Below are 16,890 nucleotides of genomic sequence, written 5' to 3' on the forward strand. Positions count from 1 at the left end.
GGAGAGACGATGAACACGATCGAGCTATGGCAGCAGGCCCGCGACGAGGCGATGACGATCTCGCGGCAGGAGCCGCTGCTGACCCCCTTGATGCTGGGCGCGGTGCTCAATCGCTCGACGCTGGGCGCGGGGTTGGCCTATCGCCTGGGGCAACGCCTGGCGCACCCCGATCTGGCGGCTAATCAGCTGATCGCGCTATTCGACGATTTGCTGGCTGGCGATCCCTCGGTCGGCGAAGGCATCGGCCAGGATCTGAACGCAGTGATCGAACGCGATCCGGCGATTCGCCAAGTCACCGAAGTGCTGCTCTATCTCAAGGGGTTCCACGCCTTGACCGTGCATCGCTTCGCCCACGTGCTGTGGCGGAGCGGCCGCCGGCAGATGGCGCGTTATCTACAGAGTCGCAGCTCGGAAGTGTTCCAGACCGATATCCACCCCGCGGCACGGGTCGGCAACGGCGTGTTCATCGACCATGCCACCGGCGTGGTGATCGGCGAGACCACCGTCATTGAGGACGACGTCTCGCTGCTGCAGGGCGTGACCCTGGGCGGCACCGGCAAGGAGGCGGGGGATCGCCACCCCAAGGTGCGCCGTGGCGTGCTGATCGGTGCCGGCGTCAAGGTGCTCGGCAATATCGAGATCGGCGAAGGTGCCCGTATCGGCGCCGGGTCCGTGGTGCTGAAGACGGTGCCGCCTCACACCACGGCGGTTGGCGTCCCGGCGCGTATCGTCGGCGATGCCGGCTGCGCGGCACCTTCACGGGAAATGCAGCATTGCCTCGACAAGCCACTGGAGCCGGAAAACCCGGCTCGGACCGCGCCCGTCAATGGCAAGCTTTGCTGCGGGCGCTAGGACGATCTCAATCCAGCGTCAGGCGGCTCGCCAAGAAACCTGTCAGCTCGACGCTATCCAGCGCATCCAGCCACGCCATGGCGAAGCTGCCCGGGCCTTTTGCCGTGTGCGCCGCCTGCTCGGCGGCCGCCGCGGCATGGGCGTGGGCCACCGTCATCGCCTCCAGCGGTGATTCGGCCACGGCCAGATAAGCGGCGATCAATCCGCCCAGCGCACACCCCGTCCCGGTGACCCGCGGCTGCCAGGCGCTACCGCCGGCAAGGCTTATCGTCAGCGGCTCGGCCGCTTCGGCGGGTCGCCCCAGCAAGCGGTCGATCGGACCGGAGATGGCGACGCCGTTCGTCTGGGTCAGCAGGTCGCCAGCCGCCTGTAGCGCATCCTGGGAGTCGTGCCGGGTGTCGACGCCACGGCCGCGGGTGCCCGCCTCGGCCAGCGCCATGATCTCGGAGGCGTTGCCGCGGATCGCCGCCGGGTGGTGCGCCATCAGCTCGAGACTCACCTCTCGCCGCAATGGCAGCGCCGCCGCACCCACCGGATCGAGCACCCAGGGCTTGCCCGCGGCGTTGGCGGCCCGGGCGGCGCGGCGCATCGCCTCTAGACTCCCCGCATTGGGGGTGCCCAGATTGATCAGCACGGCATCTGCCGCTGCGGCCAGCTCGCCGGCCTCCTCCGGGTGATCGGTCATCGCCGGCGAGGCGCCGGCGGCCAGCAGCGCGTTGGCGACGAAATTGACGGTGACCTGATTGGTCAGGCAGTGCACCAGCGGCGCTCGTTCGCGCAGCCGCTCCCGCGTAGCCAGCAGACGAGCCGACAGCGCCTCGGGTGAGAAATACGATTCCTGCATGACGTTACCGGCTCTCCTCGACGATATAGTCCACCGCGGCTCGGACCGCGTCATCGCTCAAATCCGCGTTGCCGCCCTTGGCCGGCATGCCGCCGACCCCGTCGATGGCGTTGGCATAGAGCGTCTCCATGCCCGCGTCGAGGCGCGACGCCCAGGCGTCCCGATCGCCGATGGCCGGTGCGCCGCCGCCCTGGTGGCAGCCCGCGCAGTCGCTCTCGAATACCGTCTTTCCATCCACGGCCAGTGCCGGTGCGCCAGCGCTGAGTAGCATCAGTGTGGCGGCAACGAACGCGCTTCCCATCTTCGTCATCATGCTCTCCTCATCGGCCGAAACGTCATTTTGTCGTGTCGTTGCCGATCAGTATAAGCAGCGCGCGGCGGGGTGAAAGGTAGCGCCTCCCCAGCGGTACGTGTCTGGACAGCCATGAGCCGAGCGAGTAGGATGGCCGCGCCGTGAACGGGGCAAGTCCTCGATCACCGGTCCCCCCAAGCGCCCATAGCTCAGCTGGATAGAGTACTGCCCTCCGAAGGCAGGGGTCGAAGGTTCGAATCCTTCTGGGCGCGCCATCTAAGGTTCTTGAGCGTTCCGAACAGTTCCAAAACGGGCGAAAAAACGCAGTAAAATCAGCGATTTTTGGTCTCGTGCCTTCCTAAGCGTTCCTACCGAATCCGGCCTATTTGTGGTATAGAACAGGGTATATACCCCTGTTCGGAAAACGTCGCTATACCACGATGCCGCTAACTGTCCGAAAAATCGAAGCAACTAAGCCAGACACGAAACCCGTTACCCTCATCGATGGGTCGGGATTACAACTTGTGATTTCTCCCGGTGGCAGCCGGGGCTGGCGCCTGCGGTACACACGCCCCAACGGCAAGCGCAACATGATGAGCCTGGGCAGCTACCCCGAGGTAACGCTTGCCGAGGCACGCGAGAAGCGCACGGATGCCCGCCGCCTCTTGAGCCAGGGCATCGACCCAGTGGAGCAGCGCAAGGAAGAAAAGCGCGAGCAGCGGTTCACCCAGCAGAGCACCTTTCGGGCGCTGGCGCATGAGTGGCACGCGACAATGGCCCCGCGCTGGAAAGCCAGCTCCAAGCGAGCGAGAGAGAGCCTACGTTCGCTCGAGAACTACATCTTCTCGCACGTCGGCGATCGGCCTATCGAATCCATCAAGCCGCTCGAGTGGCTGGACCTGCTCAAGCGGTTGGAGAAAGCCGGCAAGCTCGAGCAGCGGCGCAAAGTGCATTCGTTCTGCCGAGACATCTACCGCTTCGCGATCATCACCGGTCGCGCCACGAGTAACCCACTCACCGACCTCAATGGCGCGCTGATACCCCACAGGCAGAAAAGCTTCCCCCACGTCTCGCAAGAGGAACTGCCAGAGCTGGTTCAGGCGATCGAGCACTATCACAACCCCTTGGTTCGCATCGGCCTGAAACTGCTTCTGATGACTGCGCTACGGCCAGGGGAGATGCGGCAAGCGAGGTGGGAAGAGATCGACTTCGAGGCCGCCATCTGGAAGCTACCTGTCGAGCGGATGAAGATGGGCCGCGCCCACCGAGTCCCGCTACCGACACAGGCGCTCGCCGAGCTCCGTCAGTTGCACGTCATGACAGGGCAGTACGGCCTGCTTTTCCCTGGCCGAAACGATCCGAGGAAGCCGCTTTCCGATGCCGCCTTCGGAATGGCGCTCAAACGCATGGGCTTTCACGGTCGCCACGTGCCCCACGGCACCCGCCATGTCGTGGCCACCGGGCTCAAGGAGCTTGGCTACCCGGGTGAATGGATCGAGATGCAGCTCTCTCACAAGTTGCCGGGCCTACAAGGCGTCTACACTCACGCCGAGCACATGGCCGCCGAGCAGCGCCCGGCAATGATGCAGTTCTGGGCAGATAATCTGAATTTTAAATAGTTTAACTCCTATTCCGTTGTATCCAGTTTTCAAAAGTAGGTGGCTTTTCGTCCTCCATGTCTTGAAACGGGTTGTTTAATACTTTGCAATATTTTTCTGGTAGTGTTTCTTCGTCTTCGTTGGGCAGGAAGTTGACTTCGTTTTCTTTCATGATTTTAAATACATTATCACTGTAGGCGTTCTTGATTAATCCTTTTCGATAAAGTTGATACAGGAGAAGCCACTGCTGATCTTTTTCGAGGTCAGTCCCCTCTAACAACTGGCAAGCGTAGTCTAAGACGTATGCCTCTGAAGGAGCGTGCTCCGACAGTAATGTTATGCTTATTGAATCTTCTGTATCAATAATTGCCCGAGTCGCTTCGGGTTCTATTTTAAGTTTATGTTTGAGCAAGAAAAACAATGACCAAGCAACTCCGTCAGACCTCCCGTGCTTAGCATGCTCCATTAATATGATGTTTAATTTTTCCCCTAAGTTCTGGATTGGATGCTCCATACCCTCATCCACTTGAAGGTTGTCGAGATATGGTAATAAAATCGGGTAGTGCCAGCTAAGGTTGACAATATAGGCAGCTAATATTGCACTGTGACTTGGCGACAGACTGTGCATGATTGATCCAAAGGCGAATTTTAAAACGCTGCCGTCGGGTGTTATATTGTTTAATCTCACTGCATAGTCTAGAAAGTGGATTACTTCAGAAAATGAGAGCTGTCGGGATTTGTTCGATTCAAGTAAGGTTGATGGTTTGGTTCTCATTAACTCTGCCACCCAATCTGGCTGAAGTGGGTCAGGCTGCTCAACGATAGAAGTTTTTGATAGGTTTAGAGACATTTTGCGCTTAGAAAGCTCAGTGCCCAGAATTCTTATAAACTTTTGTGCGTCTTCATGCGTCGTGCATAAACAGGTATAGTCGTCGATATACCTTATAAACTCAAAACCTTCTTTACTTAAATTTTTGTCAATGGCGCCTAATATTATTTCAACAGCTAAGCTGGAAGTTCCTGGCCCAATAGGAATTCCTTGTGTTTCATTTCTTTTGGATTTACGCACTGCCCGATCGAGATTTTCGGACCAGTGGCTTTCTTTTTCATTTCTCTTTTTTGCTAGATTTAGCTTTGACTCTTCGAAGCCTCTTAATGTCCATTCGAGTGAATGAGAGTACACTGAGCCAAAGCAGTTTGCTATATCTGTATGCACACGAAATCGTTTCCCAAAGGTTAAGTCTAGAGAGTTCGCCACCTTGTCTTCGTATTGTTCGTAATTCATTATGAATGCGCGGCCATCAATATGTTGATCTGGTTTTACAATGCTGAATTTGTTTTCATATACACTCTCCAAAGACTCCCAGTTATTGATTAAATTTTCAACTATATCAGAATGTGCCTTGGGGTGAACTATACTCAAAACCCTCGGCACGTTGTTATAGCGAGTCGCCCTGTACTCTATGAGGTCATACCCAAGCGCGCGTGAATTTTCTCCACTCAAGATCTGGGAGATTTCTGGGGTGAAAGTTCTGGTTGAAAAGCACGGTGGAATTTCCCCGATTCCCTCTTTTTGGTTTGGGAAGTAGTTCCATCTTGTTAAAGCTTCATGTAAATGTCTTTTTTTCCCAAGTATCATGTGTGTTCCTTTTTACGTTAATATGCGGTAGTATACTGGCCGCGTGTCTTTTAGATGACTTTGCTAGGACAGAACGTGTTTGAAGCCTCATCCTTGCACCTGCTCTCGTTACGCCAACGCGCTGGTGCTCTAAAACAATCCATGTTTTTCTATATAAAATAAAGTCAGTTAGAAGGCCGTTGATACCATCGAGGTGTGAGAGCCCATGCGAGGAATGGACATCCATTGCGACCACTGCGGGTCACTGATGCGCACCCGCACGAGTAAGCAGCCCCACCCGGACTACCGGAAGCTCTACCTCGAATGCCTCAACCCCGCCTGCGGCGCGAAAGCACGCGCCGATTTCGTCGTCACCGAGACCCTGAGCCCCAGCGGTAACCCAAATCCCGACTACCAGGAAAGGCTGGCCGCGACCATCCCGTGGCGGCGCACCGACCAGCATTGACTCCAAGGCCGCGCTACACCGAGCCGCCGTCCCTACCAGGGCGGCGGCTTTTTCGTGGACGATTCTTCTATAGGGCCAGTCATTCCTGGCTGGCTTGTGGGGGCGAGTTTTACAACGCCAATCGCTCGAAGCGCTTTTCTCACCTCGTCATGCTGTCCGTGTCCTAAGAGGCAACGCCCGGACATGCCAAGACAGCCAGCGAGGAACCCATGGCCAACGCCCCATCGACAACCGCCCCTTACCGACGGGTCGAGCGTATCGAGCTCGGCAACCGCCTACTACGCCGCCGCGACGTGGAGCTGAAGACCGGCAAGAGCCGGTCCGCGATCTATGCCGGCGTGAGCAACGGCACCTTCCCGGCGCCGGTGCCCATCGGCGACAAGAGCGTCGCCTGGCTCGAGGAGGAGGTGGATAGCTGGATCGCTGCCCGGCTCGCCGAGCGCAACCGCACCATGACCACCGGCAAGATCCAACACTTCGCCACCGCCCAGGAGGCCCGCCCATGAAACGCTTCACGCTCACCGTGGGCGCGCAGTCGCTCCAGTTCACCGAGCAGGACATCCCGGCACTCGACGAGGCGCTGAACGTCGCCACCAACCGCGCCGGGCGCGAAGTGGTCCGCCACAGCGACGGCGGCACCCGCGTGGCGGTGCTGATGGAGCGCGCCGGCAGCGGCGGCAAGCATTCGGCGCTGCCACGCGACCCCAACACGGTCCTGATGCGCGATCAGCGTCACGGCCCGACCATCGAGACCGACTGCTAGACCGCCCGCCGCACCCGCAACACCCACCGATAGCGAATCATCCAGCCGCTCGGCGCTCGCGCCGAGGGGAACAGGGAGGCTTTGTGCCCAACAAACGCGAAAACCCCGGTCAGCGTGGGGCTGCCGGGGCTCTCGAAGACACTCAATGCACGCTCGATCCTAGCAAAATCCGGGGCGCTGTCACGCCCGGCGTGACGCCGTTTTTCCACGGGCTCGGGCTATCGATTCACGTCTCCAACGCCGGGGAAGGCTTGCGCGTTCCTGAGCCGACCGCTTACGATGCTGGCGTCGCGGCAAAATCCGCGACCGGGTTTGGCGACCCGGAAGGAAGGAGGCGCAGTAGCGCCCATACCATTGCAGGCGCTTTTTTTGTGCCCGCAATGCGTCGTTATGGCGGGCTGCATGGGGAGACCTTCGGGTCTGCCGGGTTCCTCTTTCTCCGGTTCGCCAACCCTGTGCAGTCCGCCCCCATGCTGTTTGGCGACAGCCGGGGCGGTTCCTTCAGAGAAAGAGGAGCCAGACCCATGGCAGAACACGCCACAAGTGCGTCCGCACGATCCGCCATTCCCCCGCACCAGATCGCCACCGCCGTCATTGGCGCCAAGCTGATCGCCTTTCGCGTCAACCGCCGTCCCGAACAGCTCGCCCATTTGCTGGGCATGACCCGCATGGCCGCCGAGCTCGGCGCGATCACCCAGGACGAGCGCCAGCAGTTCCTCGCCGACCTCGACGCCCTGATGGCCGAGGAGGTGACCCATGGCTAAGCGCCTCGAGGATGCCAACTGCCTGACCGAGACCGAGTGCCTGCTGATTGATCCGCGCACCGACCGCGAGACGCTGCTGGATAACGCGGAGATGCGGCTCGATGCGATCAAGGATCTGATGTTCACCCTTTCGACCATGAATGGGCGGGACAACGACCTCACGTCGGTGGATTTGTCGAACCTGGCCATGGTGTCGCGGCTCTTGGTCGGTGATGCCTCCGATCTGCTCGTAGCGGCACGTCAGCAAGACCTGCACGCCCGGGCGGCGTCGCGGCGCCAGACAGCGCCGAGAGGTGGCCATGTCTGAGGTCATCGCCAAGATTCAGCGCGTCTCCCGCGCCTCGCTCGCTCATGCCGAAACCCTCACCCGCGAATGGCTGCCCCAGGGCAGCCGTCAAGGGAGCGAGTGGGTCGCCCGCAACGTCGCCCGGGGCGACCGGGCCAGCGGCTCCTTTGGGGTGTCGCTGGTCAGCGGCAAGTGGAACGACTTCGCCGACCGTAGCGCCCACGGCGGCGATCTGGTGTCGCTCTACAGCTACCTGCACGGCTGTCGCCAGGTCGACGCCGCCATGGCGATCGATCGCCGGTTGGGGCTGGGCGTGTTCCGCTGGGGCGCGGCGCCGGCGGCGGCGCAGCCAACCCCCTCGCTCGCCAGTGAGGCGGCGCATCGTCAGCGTCTCGAGGCGCACGCCGCCGAGCGCGAGAACGCTCGCCAGGAAGCGGCGTCTCGAGCGCAAGCCGCGTGGGCCGCCGCCAAGCCGGCGCCCTCGACCCATCCCTACCTGATGAGCCGGGGTGTCCCGGCTTATGGCCTGCGTCAGTGCCGGCGCGGGTGGCTGCTGGTGCCGCTTCTGGCCGGTGGCGAGTTGGTCAATCTCCAGTGGATCACCCCCAACGGCAAGAAGCGCTTTCTCAAGGGGGGCCAGGTCCAGGGCGCCCATGCGGCGCTGGGCGAGCCCGTTGCGGGCGGGCGGCTGTTCGTCTGCGAAGGCTGGGCGACCGGGGCGACGCTCTATCGCCTCACCGGGGACCCGGTGGTCTGCGCCATGAACGCCGGCAACCTGCGCGCCGTCGCCGAGACCATGCGCGGCGTCCTGAATGGCTCGCTCGATCTGGTCATCGCCGGCGACGACGATCGCCAGACGGCGGGCAACCCCGGGCGCCAGGCGGCCAACGATGCCGCCCTCGCCGTGGGCGCGATGGTGCTCTATCCCAAGTGGCCCGAGGGCTGCCCCGACGATCTCACCGACTTCAACGACCTGTATCGCTGGCACCGCGCCAGACTCGACGAAGCGGCCCGCGCCGACTCTGGGCAGGCGGGCAGCGTGGGAGGTGGCCATGAGTGAGTCACAGCCCCACCTCACCGTGGTCGGCGAACCCGCCGCGCCGGAGCGCATTAGCGTCGACCGACCGGGTTACGAGGTCTATGCCGGTCCCACCACCGTCGACGGGCGCGTCTACCGCGCCGGCGTCTGGTATCACGGCAGCAAGCAAACGAGCCCGGACGAGCCGGGCCAGCCGTTCGACCTGTGGGTCTGCGGACCGGTCCACGTCATCGCCGAGACCGTGGATAGCGACGACGGCAGCATTGGGCGGCTACTGCGCTTCCAGCACCGGGGGCGCGAGTGCGAATGCGTCATCCCCATGGAAGCGCTCGCCGGCAAGGGCGAAGACGTGTTGAAGACGCTGATGCGCCAAGGGCTGGTGGTCGAGTATCACCACCGCAAGCACGTGCCGGCCTACATCGCCAGCCACCACACCCCGGCGCTGGTGCTGGATACCGTGACCCGGCCCGGCTGGCACGATCGCAGCGGCGCCTTCGTGTTGCCGCATCGCATCATCGGCAGCGACCAGGTGCGCTTCCATAGCTCCGGGCGGGAGGCGCGGATCTTCGACACGCTCGGCAGCCTCGAGGGCTGGCAGGAGGAGATCGCCACGCCATGCCTGGGCAACCCGGTCCTGATCCTGTCGGTGTGCTGCGCGCTGGCCGGACCGCTGCTCAAGAAGGTGGGCGTCAACGGCGGCGGCGTGCATCTGGTCGGCGACTCCTCGAGCGGTAAATCGCTCGCCCAGGACATCGCCGCGACGGTGTGGGGGCCGGCGGACCGCTTCAAGGTCTCCTGGGACATGTCCGGCGGCGGCGTCGAGATCGAGGCTTCCTCGCGCAACGACACGGTGATGATCAACGACGAGATGAGCCGGGCGAGCCCCAAGCAGATCCAGGGCCACGCCTACGCCATCGCCAACGGGACCGGCAAGGGCACCATGACTCGGGAACGGGAAGGCCGGCCCAAGAACTACTGGCGCCTGCTCGCGCTCTCGAGCGGCGAGCGATCGCTGGCCGATCACGCCGCCATGGGCGGCAGCACCGCCCATGCCGGCGCCGAGCTGCGCATGGTCGACATCAACGCCGGCACCCGCCGTTACCGCGCTTTCGACGACGTGCACGGCACCAGCGGCGAAGCCTTCCACCGCACCCTGACCGGCGCGCTGGGCCGCCACTATGGCCATGCCGGCCCGGCGCTGGTCGAACGGCTGCTCGAGGACGGGATCGCCGATGGTCTGGCCTGGCGCTTCGGCGAGATCCGCCGCGCCTTCGACGTGACCAGCTCACAGGCGGGGCGCGTGGCGGACCGCTTCGCAGTGATGGCGCTCGCCGGCGAGCTGGCCAGCGAAAGCGGCATCCTGCCCTGGCCAGCGGGGACCGCCACCGACGGCTGCCGGCAGCTCTTCGCGGAGTGGCTGGCCACCATCGGCGACGGCAACGCCGAGGATCGCCAGATCCTCGCCGCGCTCTCCGACTTCATCGCCCTGCACGGCGATAGCCGCTTCTCGAGCATTCACGCCCAGATCGCCGATACCGGCGTTCGCCAGCGCGCCGGGTACTACGAGATCGAGGGCGACAAGCGCTTCTATCTGTTCAACCGCGCCGCGCTGACCGAAGCCGCCGAGGGCTACAGCCGCGCCCGCATCCTGCGCACGCTCGGCGATCACGACGTCCTCGCCCGCATGGACGAGGGGCGCAAGCAGAAGAAATACCGCCTGCCAGGGGGCGGCATGGGGCGCTTCTTCGTCATCGATCCCGACCGCCTCGACCCGGAGAGCGGTACCTGATGCGGCCCGACAACGCCCCGCACGTCCATGACGTGCCGATCGACACGGCCCCAAGCCACACCCACCCGGGCGGCATGACTACCGCCCGGCAGCCAGCCGACCCCAACGCCACCACCATGACCCAGGAGCGAGCCCGCATGACCACGCCAACCGAGAACAGCCAGGACACCCAAACCCCGACGCAACCGATTGGAGAGAGCGCCGACATGACCCAGCCTCGTCACATGATCGCCCACGACCAGAAGCGCACGGCCTACCTGACCAAACGCGACACGCTTAAGACCCTGACCGATCGTCTCGAGCGCTATCGCAAGGGCGCCGCCGCTGCCCGTGAAGAGGCCGACACCAGCGACAAGCGGTGGCGCGAACTGCTGCGCGAGAACCACGGCGACGTCACCAAGGAGATCCGGCAGCTAAAGCGAGCCGTGGGCGACAATCGCGAGACGGCCGAGGAACTGGAAACCATGGCCACCGAACTGACCGGGGAGTATGAAGCCCGTCAGGTCGAGGTGATCGCGGCGCGCAGGGCGTATCGGGATGCTCGGCAAGCGGCCTGGGATACCGAGGTCGAGAACGAATTCGATCACGCCCTGGCGGCGGTGACCGCCACACCCGAAGGCCAGCGCCTGCTGTCCGCCATGCGGCTGATGCAGCGCAAGAGCGAGCGCGACGTGATGGTCGATCCGGCCTATGGCGATGACCAGTACAGCGGCCTGCCTGCCGACGCACGCCGCCGCGTGGATGCCGAGGTCGAACGGCGCTTCCCGCGCCGGCTGGCCGACGGGCTGGCGAAGCAGGAGCAAGCCCAGGGGATCGATGCCCCGGCACAGCTCCATAGTCTCGACGCGCTACAGCCGGTAGCCGAACTCGCCTGCGAGCAGGGCTACACCGGACCCAAGACGGCTGGCCAGCTGGACATGGCTAACCGCCGCCGGCAGATCGACGCCGCCGAAGGCAACGCGAGCGAGCATCGCCGCGCCTAGCGCCCCGGCCCTGCCTGACCCAACGAACAGCCCCGCCACGTGCGGGGCTTTTTGCGTGGCGCGCCAGCCATCGCCCGGCGCCTGGGAATGGCTCAGCGCGGCGACCCAATCACGAACCCCTTTCGCTCGCCAAGAAAGAGGGATTTGCCTAATCCTACGATTCCGGCAGTCGGCACGCTCGGCGCGTCGATCAGGAACATCTAGGCAACTTCTCACAGGAACCTGAAAAAAAGTGGGAACACCGGGAACAGTGGGAACACCGCGCTACAACCCGCATGGTTGAGCGGTTCCCTTGTTCCCACTAGTGAGTGTGTAAACGGGAACAAGTGGGTACAACAATGGGTACGGGCCTCGCTCCCCCTCGATCGAAGGCGATTCTGTTCCCACTGTTCCCAAAACGGGGAACGGTGTACCCACGCTGTAACCCGCATGGTTGAGCCTTGTTCCCGGTGTTCCCACTGTTCCCACTCAAAAATCACGTGTGTGAATATGTGCTCTGAGAGGGTGACGTGTCAGAGGCGTGTGATATGCACAATCGAGCGCCGAACACTTCACCCCCTGGCGAGCGATCCCAGGCCGGCGCGTCTACCCTGAGACGATCCACAAACTGGGCAAGCGGAGGGAGTGATGTTCGAGGGATTCACGTTGGAGACGGTCGAGCTGTCCGAGGCGACGTTGAGAGTCCGCCACGGCGGCTCGGGCCCGCCGGTGCTACTACTGCATGGCCATCCGCGAACGCACATGACCTGGCACCGTGTCGCTCCACTCTTGGCCGCTCATTACACCGTCGTCTGTCCCGACCTTCGCGGCTTCGGGGAGTCCTCCAAGCCCGCCGACACGCCAGACCACTCCGGCTCTTCCAAGCGTGCCAAGGCGCGGGATTGCGTCGAGCTGATGCGCCATCTCGGCTTCGACCGCTTCGCCGTCGTTGGCCATGATCGCGGCAGCTATACCGCCTTTCGGACGGCCATGGATCATCCCGACGTGATCGACAAGGCCGTCATGCTCGACGGCGTCCCAATCCTCGAGGCGCTCGAGCGTTGCGACGCGCGCTTCGCAACCGAGTGGTGGCACTGGTTCTTTTTCGCCCAGCTCGAGAAACCCGAGCGCGCCATTCTGGCCGATCCGGATGCCTGGTACGGCGGCAGCCCCGAGGCGATGGGAGAAGCGTCGTTCGCCGACTTCCGCCGCGCCATTCACGACCCCGCGACCGTCCACGGCATGATCGAGGACTACAGGGCCGGCTTGAGCGTGGATTACCTTCACGATCGGCAGGACCGCGAACAGGGCAAGCGCATCCAGTGCCCCGCAATGGTGCTCTGGTCGCTGCGTGACGATCTCGAGCGGCTTTACGGTGACGTGCTCGACGTCTGGCGAACCTGGACGACATCGGTAGTGGGGCATGGGCTCGACTGCGGCCATCATATGGCTGAGGAAGCGCCGGAGGCGTTGGCCAGTGCGCTCCTCGACTTCTTGCGTGGGGATATCGACTCCGCTTCATTCACAACATGACGAACCGGGCTTACAGCAACTCTCGTCATTCGGCCTGTTCGGGGGAATTGAAGGCTCACTTGCCTTGTCTTGATCCGTGCTTCGCCACGCCACCATTGCTTCGGTCGAGACCTGCCAAGCTGAATGTAGGAACAGCGCCGCAATGGCCAGACCGACCACCACATCGGGCCATACCGCGCCAGTCACGCCGACGGCTATTGCAGCCAGAACCACGCTGGTATTGGCGATGAGATCGTTGCGCGAACACAGCCAAGTCGAGCGCATGTTGAGATCTGCCGAGCGGTAGCGCAGCAGCATGAAAAAGCAGGCCGTGTTGGCCGCCAGTGCCAGAGTGCCCATGACGCCCATTGCCCCGGCCTCGGGAACGGTGCCGACCACGCTCTTGTGGATCGCCTCGCCAATGACAGCCAGACCGAACACGAACATGAACAGGCTCTTGACCAGCGCCGCCCCAGCTCGTGTTCGGTCACTGCGGTTCAGCGCGTACAACGTCAGCATGTAGACGGTGGCGTCGCCGAACATATCGAGCGAGTCCGCCAGTAGCGCCGTCGATCCGATCAGCCAGCCCGCCACGAACTCGATTACGAACATCGAGCCGTTAATACCGAGTACCCAGTACAGCACCTTGGCCTGCGTGCCTCGCAATTGCGCCAGCTCGCCGGCCTTGTTCTCGCAGCAGGAATCCATGCCAGTGCCTCCTTAAATGATTGGCTGTTAGCATGAAGGTTCTAGCCGCTATAGGGTCAAGCATCATGGATGCTCGGATAACCATCGGTCAGCTTGCCAAGGCCACCGACACCAAGGCGGTGACCATCCGCTATTACGAAAGCGCGGGGCTCATCTCGCCGGTGACCAGAACGCAGGGCGGTTATCGCCTCTATACGGATCGGGAGAGAGATCGCCTGATCTTCGTCAAGCGCGCGCGTCACCTGGGCCTGAGTCTGGAGGATGTGAAATCGCTACTTGGGCTAGCCGATGACGAGAACGCACCGTGCGGGCAGGTCGACTCGATCATCCACGAGCAGCTGGAGCGGATCAGGTCGAGGCTCAAGGATCTACAGCAGCTAGAACGGGAACTCGACCGGCTCGAGCAATGCTGCCAGGCGGATACGGTGGCCGACTGCAAAATCATCGAGTCTCTGTCGCGGTAAAAGCGGCGGATGGGTGGCCACGTCCCTGTGGCCTTCAACCTGCCCTTATCTCGCCGCAACCTGCCGGCGCGCTGTCGACTCCCCGCCCCGCCTGCGCGCTAAATGGGTCGGTTTTGATGCAGCGTTGCAGAGGGCGCCGAGCCCCGCCAGTACTGGGGCGGTAGGGTGATTCTAGGGCCGGAAAAATGATGCGAAATGATGCGTTCTATAGGCTACCCGACGAAAGATAGGGGGCGTTGGATAGAGATGTGAAACGGAATGTGGCAGATTGATACGAAAGGTATTCCTAACAGGGCTTAAGGAAGCTTACAGGCTCTTACACTGAGAAGACTTCGACTGAGGAAGCATACCCAATCATGTTATGCAGTCGGAACGATGATCGATGTCGTTTGGCCGGATCAGCTAAAAGTCTATTAGAATCATATGTATGAACTTCGCCAACCGCAGAGCCAGGCATAATACATAAGGATATTGGGAAATATCGATGATACTAACCCCAAAATCGCTTGAGAAATTGCGCCTATTGATTAACGAAGAGACTGAGTACAGATCAGGGCCTCAGCTTGTTCGTTTCTTCAATAGTTTGGGATTCAATGAATCTTACGGACAAGGCTTTCCGTCGCGATGGATGTACACTGATGAAAAACTGGAACGAATCAACGGTAGCCCAGAATTAGATCAGTGCATCAGAATGGTGCTCAATCCAGTAAATTTTATCGGTAGGTTGGCAGATCTAGATAATCACACTAACGAATTTAATAAATTTCTTGCCTTCGACAAGTGGAGGGTGGTTCGGGAGGGGGCTGAAATCAAGTTTATAAAATTAGAAAAAATTGAAATTGAGGAGTCATGTTCGACCGGTCAGCTTGATACAGAAGATCAATTCCTGAGCAGAGAGTTTTCGGATATATCAACGCAAAATATCGGATTGGATGGAATGGTTTCAGCGATCATTGATCAGAGAATCAATGAAATCGAAAAATGCTATTCCTCCGGTGCGTATCTATCAGTGATCGTTATTGCTGGAAGTACTCTAGAAGGAATCTTACTTGGTTTGGCTACCAAGCATCCCAAACAGTTCAACACTGCAACCTCCTCGCCGAAAGATGGTTCGGGGAAAGTTCGCCAATTTCATGAATGGTCACTTAGTTCGTTCATCGATGTTGCTTACGAGCTTCGGCTTGTGCAATATGATATCCAGAAGTTTAGCCATACTCTCAGAGATTTTCGCAATTATATTCACCCGTTCCAGCAGATGAGTTCTGGCTTTAGCCCGAGACAACATACGGCAAAGATATGCTTACAAGTACTAAGGGCAGCAATACAGGAGATTCGTGATAATGTAGTGAAAATCAACTCATGAGCAAGGATTCTAGTCGAGCTGTGTTATTTTGTTGCTACAAAAAGGTGGGCGCGCCTAAAAATTAGGGGTTAAGAGGGTTCTTCGTGAGAATCAGGGATCAAATAAAGAGATCGGGCTACTTCTGGTTGCCTCAGAATCCGGATAAAAAAATCCCAGGGATTCTATCTATTTCTGATGGAGGCAATATTGAGCTAGAAGTGGTGGGCCTATTTCAAGAAACCATCGCCGCTTTTAATGGGGATGATGATATACAAACAATTATTGGGCATGTAGAAAAGGATGGCCTAGTCACACTACAAGATTGCTTCTATAAGAAGAAAAATATTGCATTTGGTGGAATATCAAAGTCACTGGTTTATGTCAACAAAGCCATTAGCGGAGTTGCTTATGTGGAAGACGATGTAATCAAATTCAATACCGTCTCATTTTCGGTTGAGGGGATAAGTGAGTGGGTAGCTATCACTGGCATTAATGTTAATTATGGCAATGATTACAAAACAGCAACTATAAATTACACCCCTCAAAAAGAACTGGTTTACAATCTAATAGATGGGTTTAGATTACATATCTTTTTTGGCTATACGCTTCCAAATTTTTCAAGTACAACAGAAGCCAGAATAAGCCATCAGGCTTATTTCAAATTATCATCCGAAATGGCCAGGGACTTCCCAAAGTTTAGCATAATTATTCATCGGATCACCCAATTTCTTTGTTTTGCTATTGGTTCTACAGTCTCTATTAGCGATGTATCAGCTACGTCTAATGATATAACCATTAATATTTCGAAAGGTAAGACAAGACCCGCAAATATAAAGCTCTATTACCCTAGCCTCCCATTTTCTGAAGATGAGCCGGTAATAGACATGAATAAGTTTTTATTTCGATTCTCAGATATACGTGAAAACGCCGAACGCGTATTTAATAAATGGCTTGTCGCTTATTCAATAATACGGCCTTCTCTTGGCTTATATTTCTCTGCAGTGTCGGGAGATCATAAATATCTGGATGGCAGATTTTTATCACTTGCCCAAGGACTTGAAACGTATCATAGAAGAACCTCTACCGAGACGCTGCGGGACGAAGCGGAGTTCAGGTCAATCGTTGCCTCGTTACTGTGGAACTGCCCAAAAGCGAGTAGGAAGTGGTTGAGAGGACACCTTTATCACGGTAATGATATTAATCTTGGCCAAAGAATCAAAAGGATCATTGACCCTTATAAGTCGTACCTTGGAAGCTCAAAACAGAGAAATAAGTTTATTAGAGGCGTTGTTAATACTAGGAACTACCTTACTCACTATAGTGAGGAGCTAGAAAACGAATCTTTGAAAGGGCCAGAGCTATGGGTTCTGTGCCAAAAAATGGAAGCTGTTTTTCAGCTTCATCTTCTTCAGCAGCTTGGCTTCGAAAAGTCAGACATTGAACGAATACTAAGCAATAATCACAGGCTGAAGCAAAAGTTTAACGAAGTTTAACAGCCTAGTTGTCTATGTGAATTTGGCGCAGAATACAAAAAAGATACTCGGGTTAGTGAAACTTAATGTTTTTAGGGAAAGTGTCCGCTCCTGGCCGA

At 59.1% G+C, this 16,890-nt stretch carries 18 protein-coding genes and 1 tRNA gene; 15 read left to right on the forward strand and 4 right to left on the reverse strand.

Annotation, left to right across the window (positions count from 1 at the left end):
- Window positions 1-9 precede the first annotated feature (9 nt).
- Window positions 10-852, forward strand: coding sequence for a serine O-acetyltransferase (gene cysE / locus DOM33_RS13960; RefSeq protein ID WP_110669973.1), 843 nt, complete (start codon window positions 10-12; stop codon window positions 850-852).
- Window positions 853-859: 7 nt separating this feature from the next.
- On the opposite strand, the gene thiM is transcribed toward cysE, so the two are convergent.
- Window positions 860-1,696, reverse strand: coding sequence for a hydroxyethylthiazole kinase (gene thiM / locus DOM33_RS13965; RefSeq protein WP_110669975.1), 837 nt, complete (start codon window positions 1,694-1,696; stop codon window positions 860-862).
- Window positions 1,697-1,700: 4 nt separating this feature from the next.
- Complete coding sequence (locus tag DOM33_RS13970) at window positions 1,701-2,006, reverse strand: c-type cytochrome (RefSeq protein ID WP_204352688.1); 306 nt, start codon at window positions 2,004-2,006, stop codon at window positions 1,701-1,703.
- A 180-nt stretch (window positions 2,007-2,186) separates the two neighbouring features.
- Between DOM33_RS13970 and DOM33_RS13975 the strand changes: the two genes are divergently transcribed.
- Window positions 2,187-2,263, forward strand: a tRNA-Arg gene (locus tag DOM33_RS13975).
- Between the two features lie 165 nt (window positions 2,264-2,428).
- A complete protein-coding gene (locus DOM33_RS13980; RefSeq protein WP_110669979.1) occupies window positions 2,429-3,607 on the forward strand; it encodes a tyrosine-type recombinase/integrase in 1,179 nt (392 codons plus the stop codon).
- A 1-nt stretch (window position 3,608) separates the two neighbouring features.
- Here the strand turns inward: DOM33_RS13980 and drt4 are convergent, their stop codons facing one another.
- Window positions 3,609-5,225 (reverse strand): antiviral reverse transcriptase Drt4, encoded by a 1,617-nt coding sequence (drt4, locus tag DOM33_RS13985; RefSeq protein ID WP_110669980.1) that lies wholly within the window; start codon window positions 5,223-5,225, stop codon window positions 3,609-3,611.
- 205 nt (window positions 5,226-5,430) lie between these two features.
- Between drt4 and DOM33_RS13990 the strand changes: the two genes are divergently transcribed.
- The 9 genes from DOM33_RS13990 to DOM33_RS14030 all read left to right on the forward strand — a co-directional run bounded on the left by DOM33_RS13990 (window position 5,431) and on the right by DOM33_RS14030 (window position 12,806).
- Window positions 5,431-5,670, forward strand: a complete 240-nt coding sequence (locus DOM33_RS13990; RefSeq protein ID WP_110669982.1) for an ogr/Delta-like zinc finger family protein — start codon at window positions 5,431-5,433, stop codon at window positions 5,668-5,670.
- A gap of 209 nt (window positions 5,671-5,879) precedes the next feature.
- Window positions 5,880-6,176 carry a helix-turn-helix transcriptional regulator gene (locus DOM33_RS13995; RefSeq protein WP_110669984.1) on the forward strand — a complete coding sequence of 99 codons (297 nt, stop codon included), beginning with the start codon at window positions 5,880-5,882 and terminating at the stop codon, window positions 6,174-6,176.
- Window positions 6,173-6,433, forward strand: coding sequence for a hypothetical protein (locus DOM33_RS14000; protein WP_110669986.1), 261 nt, complete (start codon window positions 6,173-6,175; stop codon window positions 6,431-6,433). The genes DOM33_RS13995 and DOM33_RS14000 overlap by 4 nt, the downstream gene beginning before the upstream one ends.
- Window positions 6,434-6,957: 524 nt before the next feature.
- On the forward strand, window positions 6,958-7,197 hold the full coding sequence (locus tag DOM33_RS16215; RefSeq protein WP_162617982.1) for a hypothetical protein: 240 nt from the start codon (window positions 6,958-6,960) through the stop codon (window positions 7,195-7,197).
- Window positions 7,190-7,504 carry a hypothetical protein gene (locus tag DOM33_RS14010; protein WP_110669990.1) on the forward strand — a complete coding sequence of 105 codons (315 nt, stop codon included), beginning with the start codon at window positions 7,190-7,192 and terminating at the stop codon, window positions 7,502-7,504. Before DOM33_RS16215 ends, DOM33_RS14010 begins: the two co-directional genes overlap by 8 nt.
- Window positions 7,497-8,543, forward strand: a complete 1,047-nt coding sequence (locus tag DOM33_RS14015; RefSeq protein WP_110669992.1) for a toprim domain-containing protein — start codon at window positions 7,497-7,499, stop codon at window positions 8,541-8,543. Before DOM33_RS14010 ends, DOM33_RS14015 begins: the two co-directional genes overlap by 8 nt.
- Window positions 8,536-10,311, forward strand: a complete 1,776-nt coding sequence (locus DOM33_RS14020) for a DUF927 domain-containing protein (RefSeq protein ID WP_110669994.1) — start codon at window positions 8,536-8,538, stop codon at window positions 10,309-10,311. Before DOM33_RS14015 ends, DOM33_RS14020 begins: the two co-directional genes overlap by 8 nt.
- Complete coding sequence (locus DOM33_RS14025) at window positions 10,311-11,294, forward strand: hypothetical protein (RefSeq protein ID WP_110669996.1); 984 nt, start codon at window positions 10,311-10,313, stop codon at window positions 11,292-11,294. The genes DOM33_RS14020 and DOM33_RS14025 overlap by 1 nt, the downstream gene beginning before the upstream one ends.
- Before the next feature lie 627 nt (window positions 11,295-11,921).
- Window positions 11,922-12,806, forward strand: a complete 885-nt coding sequence (locus tag DOM33_RS14030; RefSeq protein ID WP_110669998.1) for an alpha/beta fold hydrolase — start codon at window positions 11,922-11,924, stop codon at window positions 12,804-12,806.
- On the opposite strand, the gene DOM33_RS14035 is transcribed toward DOM33_RS14030, so the two are convergent.
- Window positions 12,792-13,493: a cation efflux transmembrane domain-containing protein gene (locus DOM33_RS14035; RefSeq protein WP_110670000.1), complete on the reverse strand. Its 702-nt coding sequence runs from the start codon at window positions 13,491-13,493 to the stop codon at window positions 12,792-12,794. The genes DOM33_RS14030 and DOM33_RS14035 overlap by 15 nt on opposite strands.
- Before the next feature lie 32 nt (window positions 13,494-13,525).
- Here DOM33_RS14035 and DOM33_RS14040 point away from each other — a divergent pair, with 32 nt between their 5' ends.
- The 3 genes from DOM33_RS14040 to DOM33_RS16220 all read left to right on the forward strand — a co-directional run bounded on the left by DOM33_RS14040 (window position 13,526) and on the right by DOM33_RS16220 (window position 16,792).
- On the forward strand, window positions 13,526-13,957 hold the full coding sequence (locus tag DOM33_RS14040; protein ID WP_204352689.1) for a MerR family transcriptional regulator: 432 nt from the start codon (window positions 13,526-13,528) through the stop codon (window positions 13,955-13,957).
- Window positions 13,958-14,441: 484 nt separating this feature from the next.
- A complete protein-coding gene (locus DOM33_RS14045; RefSeq protein WP_110670002.1) occupies window positions 14,442-15,320 on the forward strand; it encodes a hypothetical protein in 879 nt (292 codons plus the stop codon).
- Between the two features lie 83 nt (window positions 15,321-15,403).
- Window positions 15,404-16,792 (forward strand): ApeA N-terminal domain 1-containing protein, encoded by a 1,389-nt coding sequence (locus DOM33_RS16220; protein WP_162617983.1) that lies wholly within the window; start codon window positions 15,404-15,406, stop codon window positions 16,790-16,792.
- Window positions 16,793-16,890: the final 98 nt, after the last annotated feature.

The organism is Salinicola halophilus (genome assembly GCF_003206155.1).
GTDB classification, from domain to species: Bacteria; Pseudomonadota; Gammaproteobacteria; order Pseudomonadales; family Halomonadaceae; genus Salinicola; species Salinicola halophilus.

What these genes read in the sequence shown, in the direction of transcription:
- cysE (WP_110669973.1), top strand. Translation starts at nt 10, where the DNA reads ATGAACACGATCGAGCTATGGCAGCAGGCCCGCGACGAGGCGATGACG.
- DOM33_RS14045 (WP_110670002.1), top strand. Translation starts at nt 14,442, where the DNA reads ATGATACTAACCCCAAAATCGCTTGAGAAATTGCGCCTATTGATTAAC.
- DOM33_RS14030 (WP_110669998.1), top strand. Translation starts at nt 11,922, where the DNA reads ATGTTCGAGGGATTCACGTTGGAGACGGTCGAGCTGTCCGAGGCGACG.
- DOM33_RS14035 (WP_110670000.1), bottom strand. Translation starts at nt 13,493, where the DNA reads ATGGATTCCTGCTGCGAGAACAAGGCCGGCGAGCTGGCGCAATTGCGA.
- DOM33_RS13990 (WP_110669982.1), top strand. Translation starts at nt 5,431, where the DNA reads ATGCGAGGAATGGACATCCATTGCGACCACTGCGGGTCACTGATGCGC.
- thiM (WP_110669975.1), bottom strand. Translation starts at nt 1,696, where the DNA reads ATGCAGGAATCGTATTTCTCACCCGAGGCGCTGTCGGCTCGTCTGCTG.
- DOM33_RS16215 (WP_162617982.1), top strand. Translation starts at nt 6,958, where the DNA reads ATGGCAGAACACGCCACAAGTGCGTCCGCACGATCCGCCATTCCCCCG.
- DOM33_RS13970 (WP_204352688.1), bottom strand. Translation starts at nt 2,006, where the DNA reads ATGACGAAGATGGGAAGCGCGTTCGTTGCCGCCACACTGATGCTACTC.
- drt4 (WP_110669980.1), bottom strand. Translation starts at nt 5,225, where the DNA reads ATGATACTTGGGAAAAAAAGACATTTACATGAAGCTTTAACAAGATGG.
- DOM33_RS14020 (WP_110669994.1), top strand. Translation starts at nt 8,536, where the DNA reads ATGAGTGAGTCACAGCCCCACCTCACCGTGGTCGGCGAACCCGCCGCG.
- DOM33_RS14015 (WP_110669992.1), top strand. Translation starts at nt 7,497, where the DNA reads ATGTCTGAGGTCATCGCCAAGATTCAGCGCGTCTCCCGCGCCTCGCTC.
- DOM33_RS13980 (WP_110669979.1), top strand. Translation starts at nt 2,429, where the DNA reads ATGCCGCTAACTGTCCGAAAAATCGAAGCAACTAAGCCAGACACGAAA.
- DOM33_RS14000 (WP_110669986.1), top strand. Translation starts at nt 6,173, where the DNA reads ATGAAACGCTTCACGCTCACCGTGGGCGCGCAGTCGCTCCAGTTCACC.
- DOM33_RS13995 (WP_110669984.1), top strand. Translation starts at nt 5,880, where the DNA reads ATGGCCAACGCCCCATCGACAACCGCCCCTTACCGACGGGTCGAGCGT.
- DOM33_RS14040 (WP_204352689.1), top strand. Translation starts at nt 13,526, where the DNA reads ATGAAGGTTCTAGCCGCTATAGGGTCAAGCATCATGGATGCTCGGATA.
- DOM33_RS14010 (WP_110669990.1), top strand. Translation starts at nt 7,190, where the DNA reads ATGGCTAAGCGCCTCGAGGATGCCAACTGCCTGACCGAGACCGAGTGC.
- DOM33_RS14025 (WP_110669996.1), top strand. Translation starts at nt 10,311, where the DNA reads ATGCGGCCCGACAACGCCCCGCACGTCCATGACGTGCCGATCGACACG.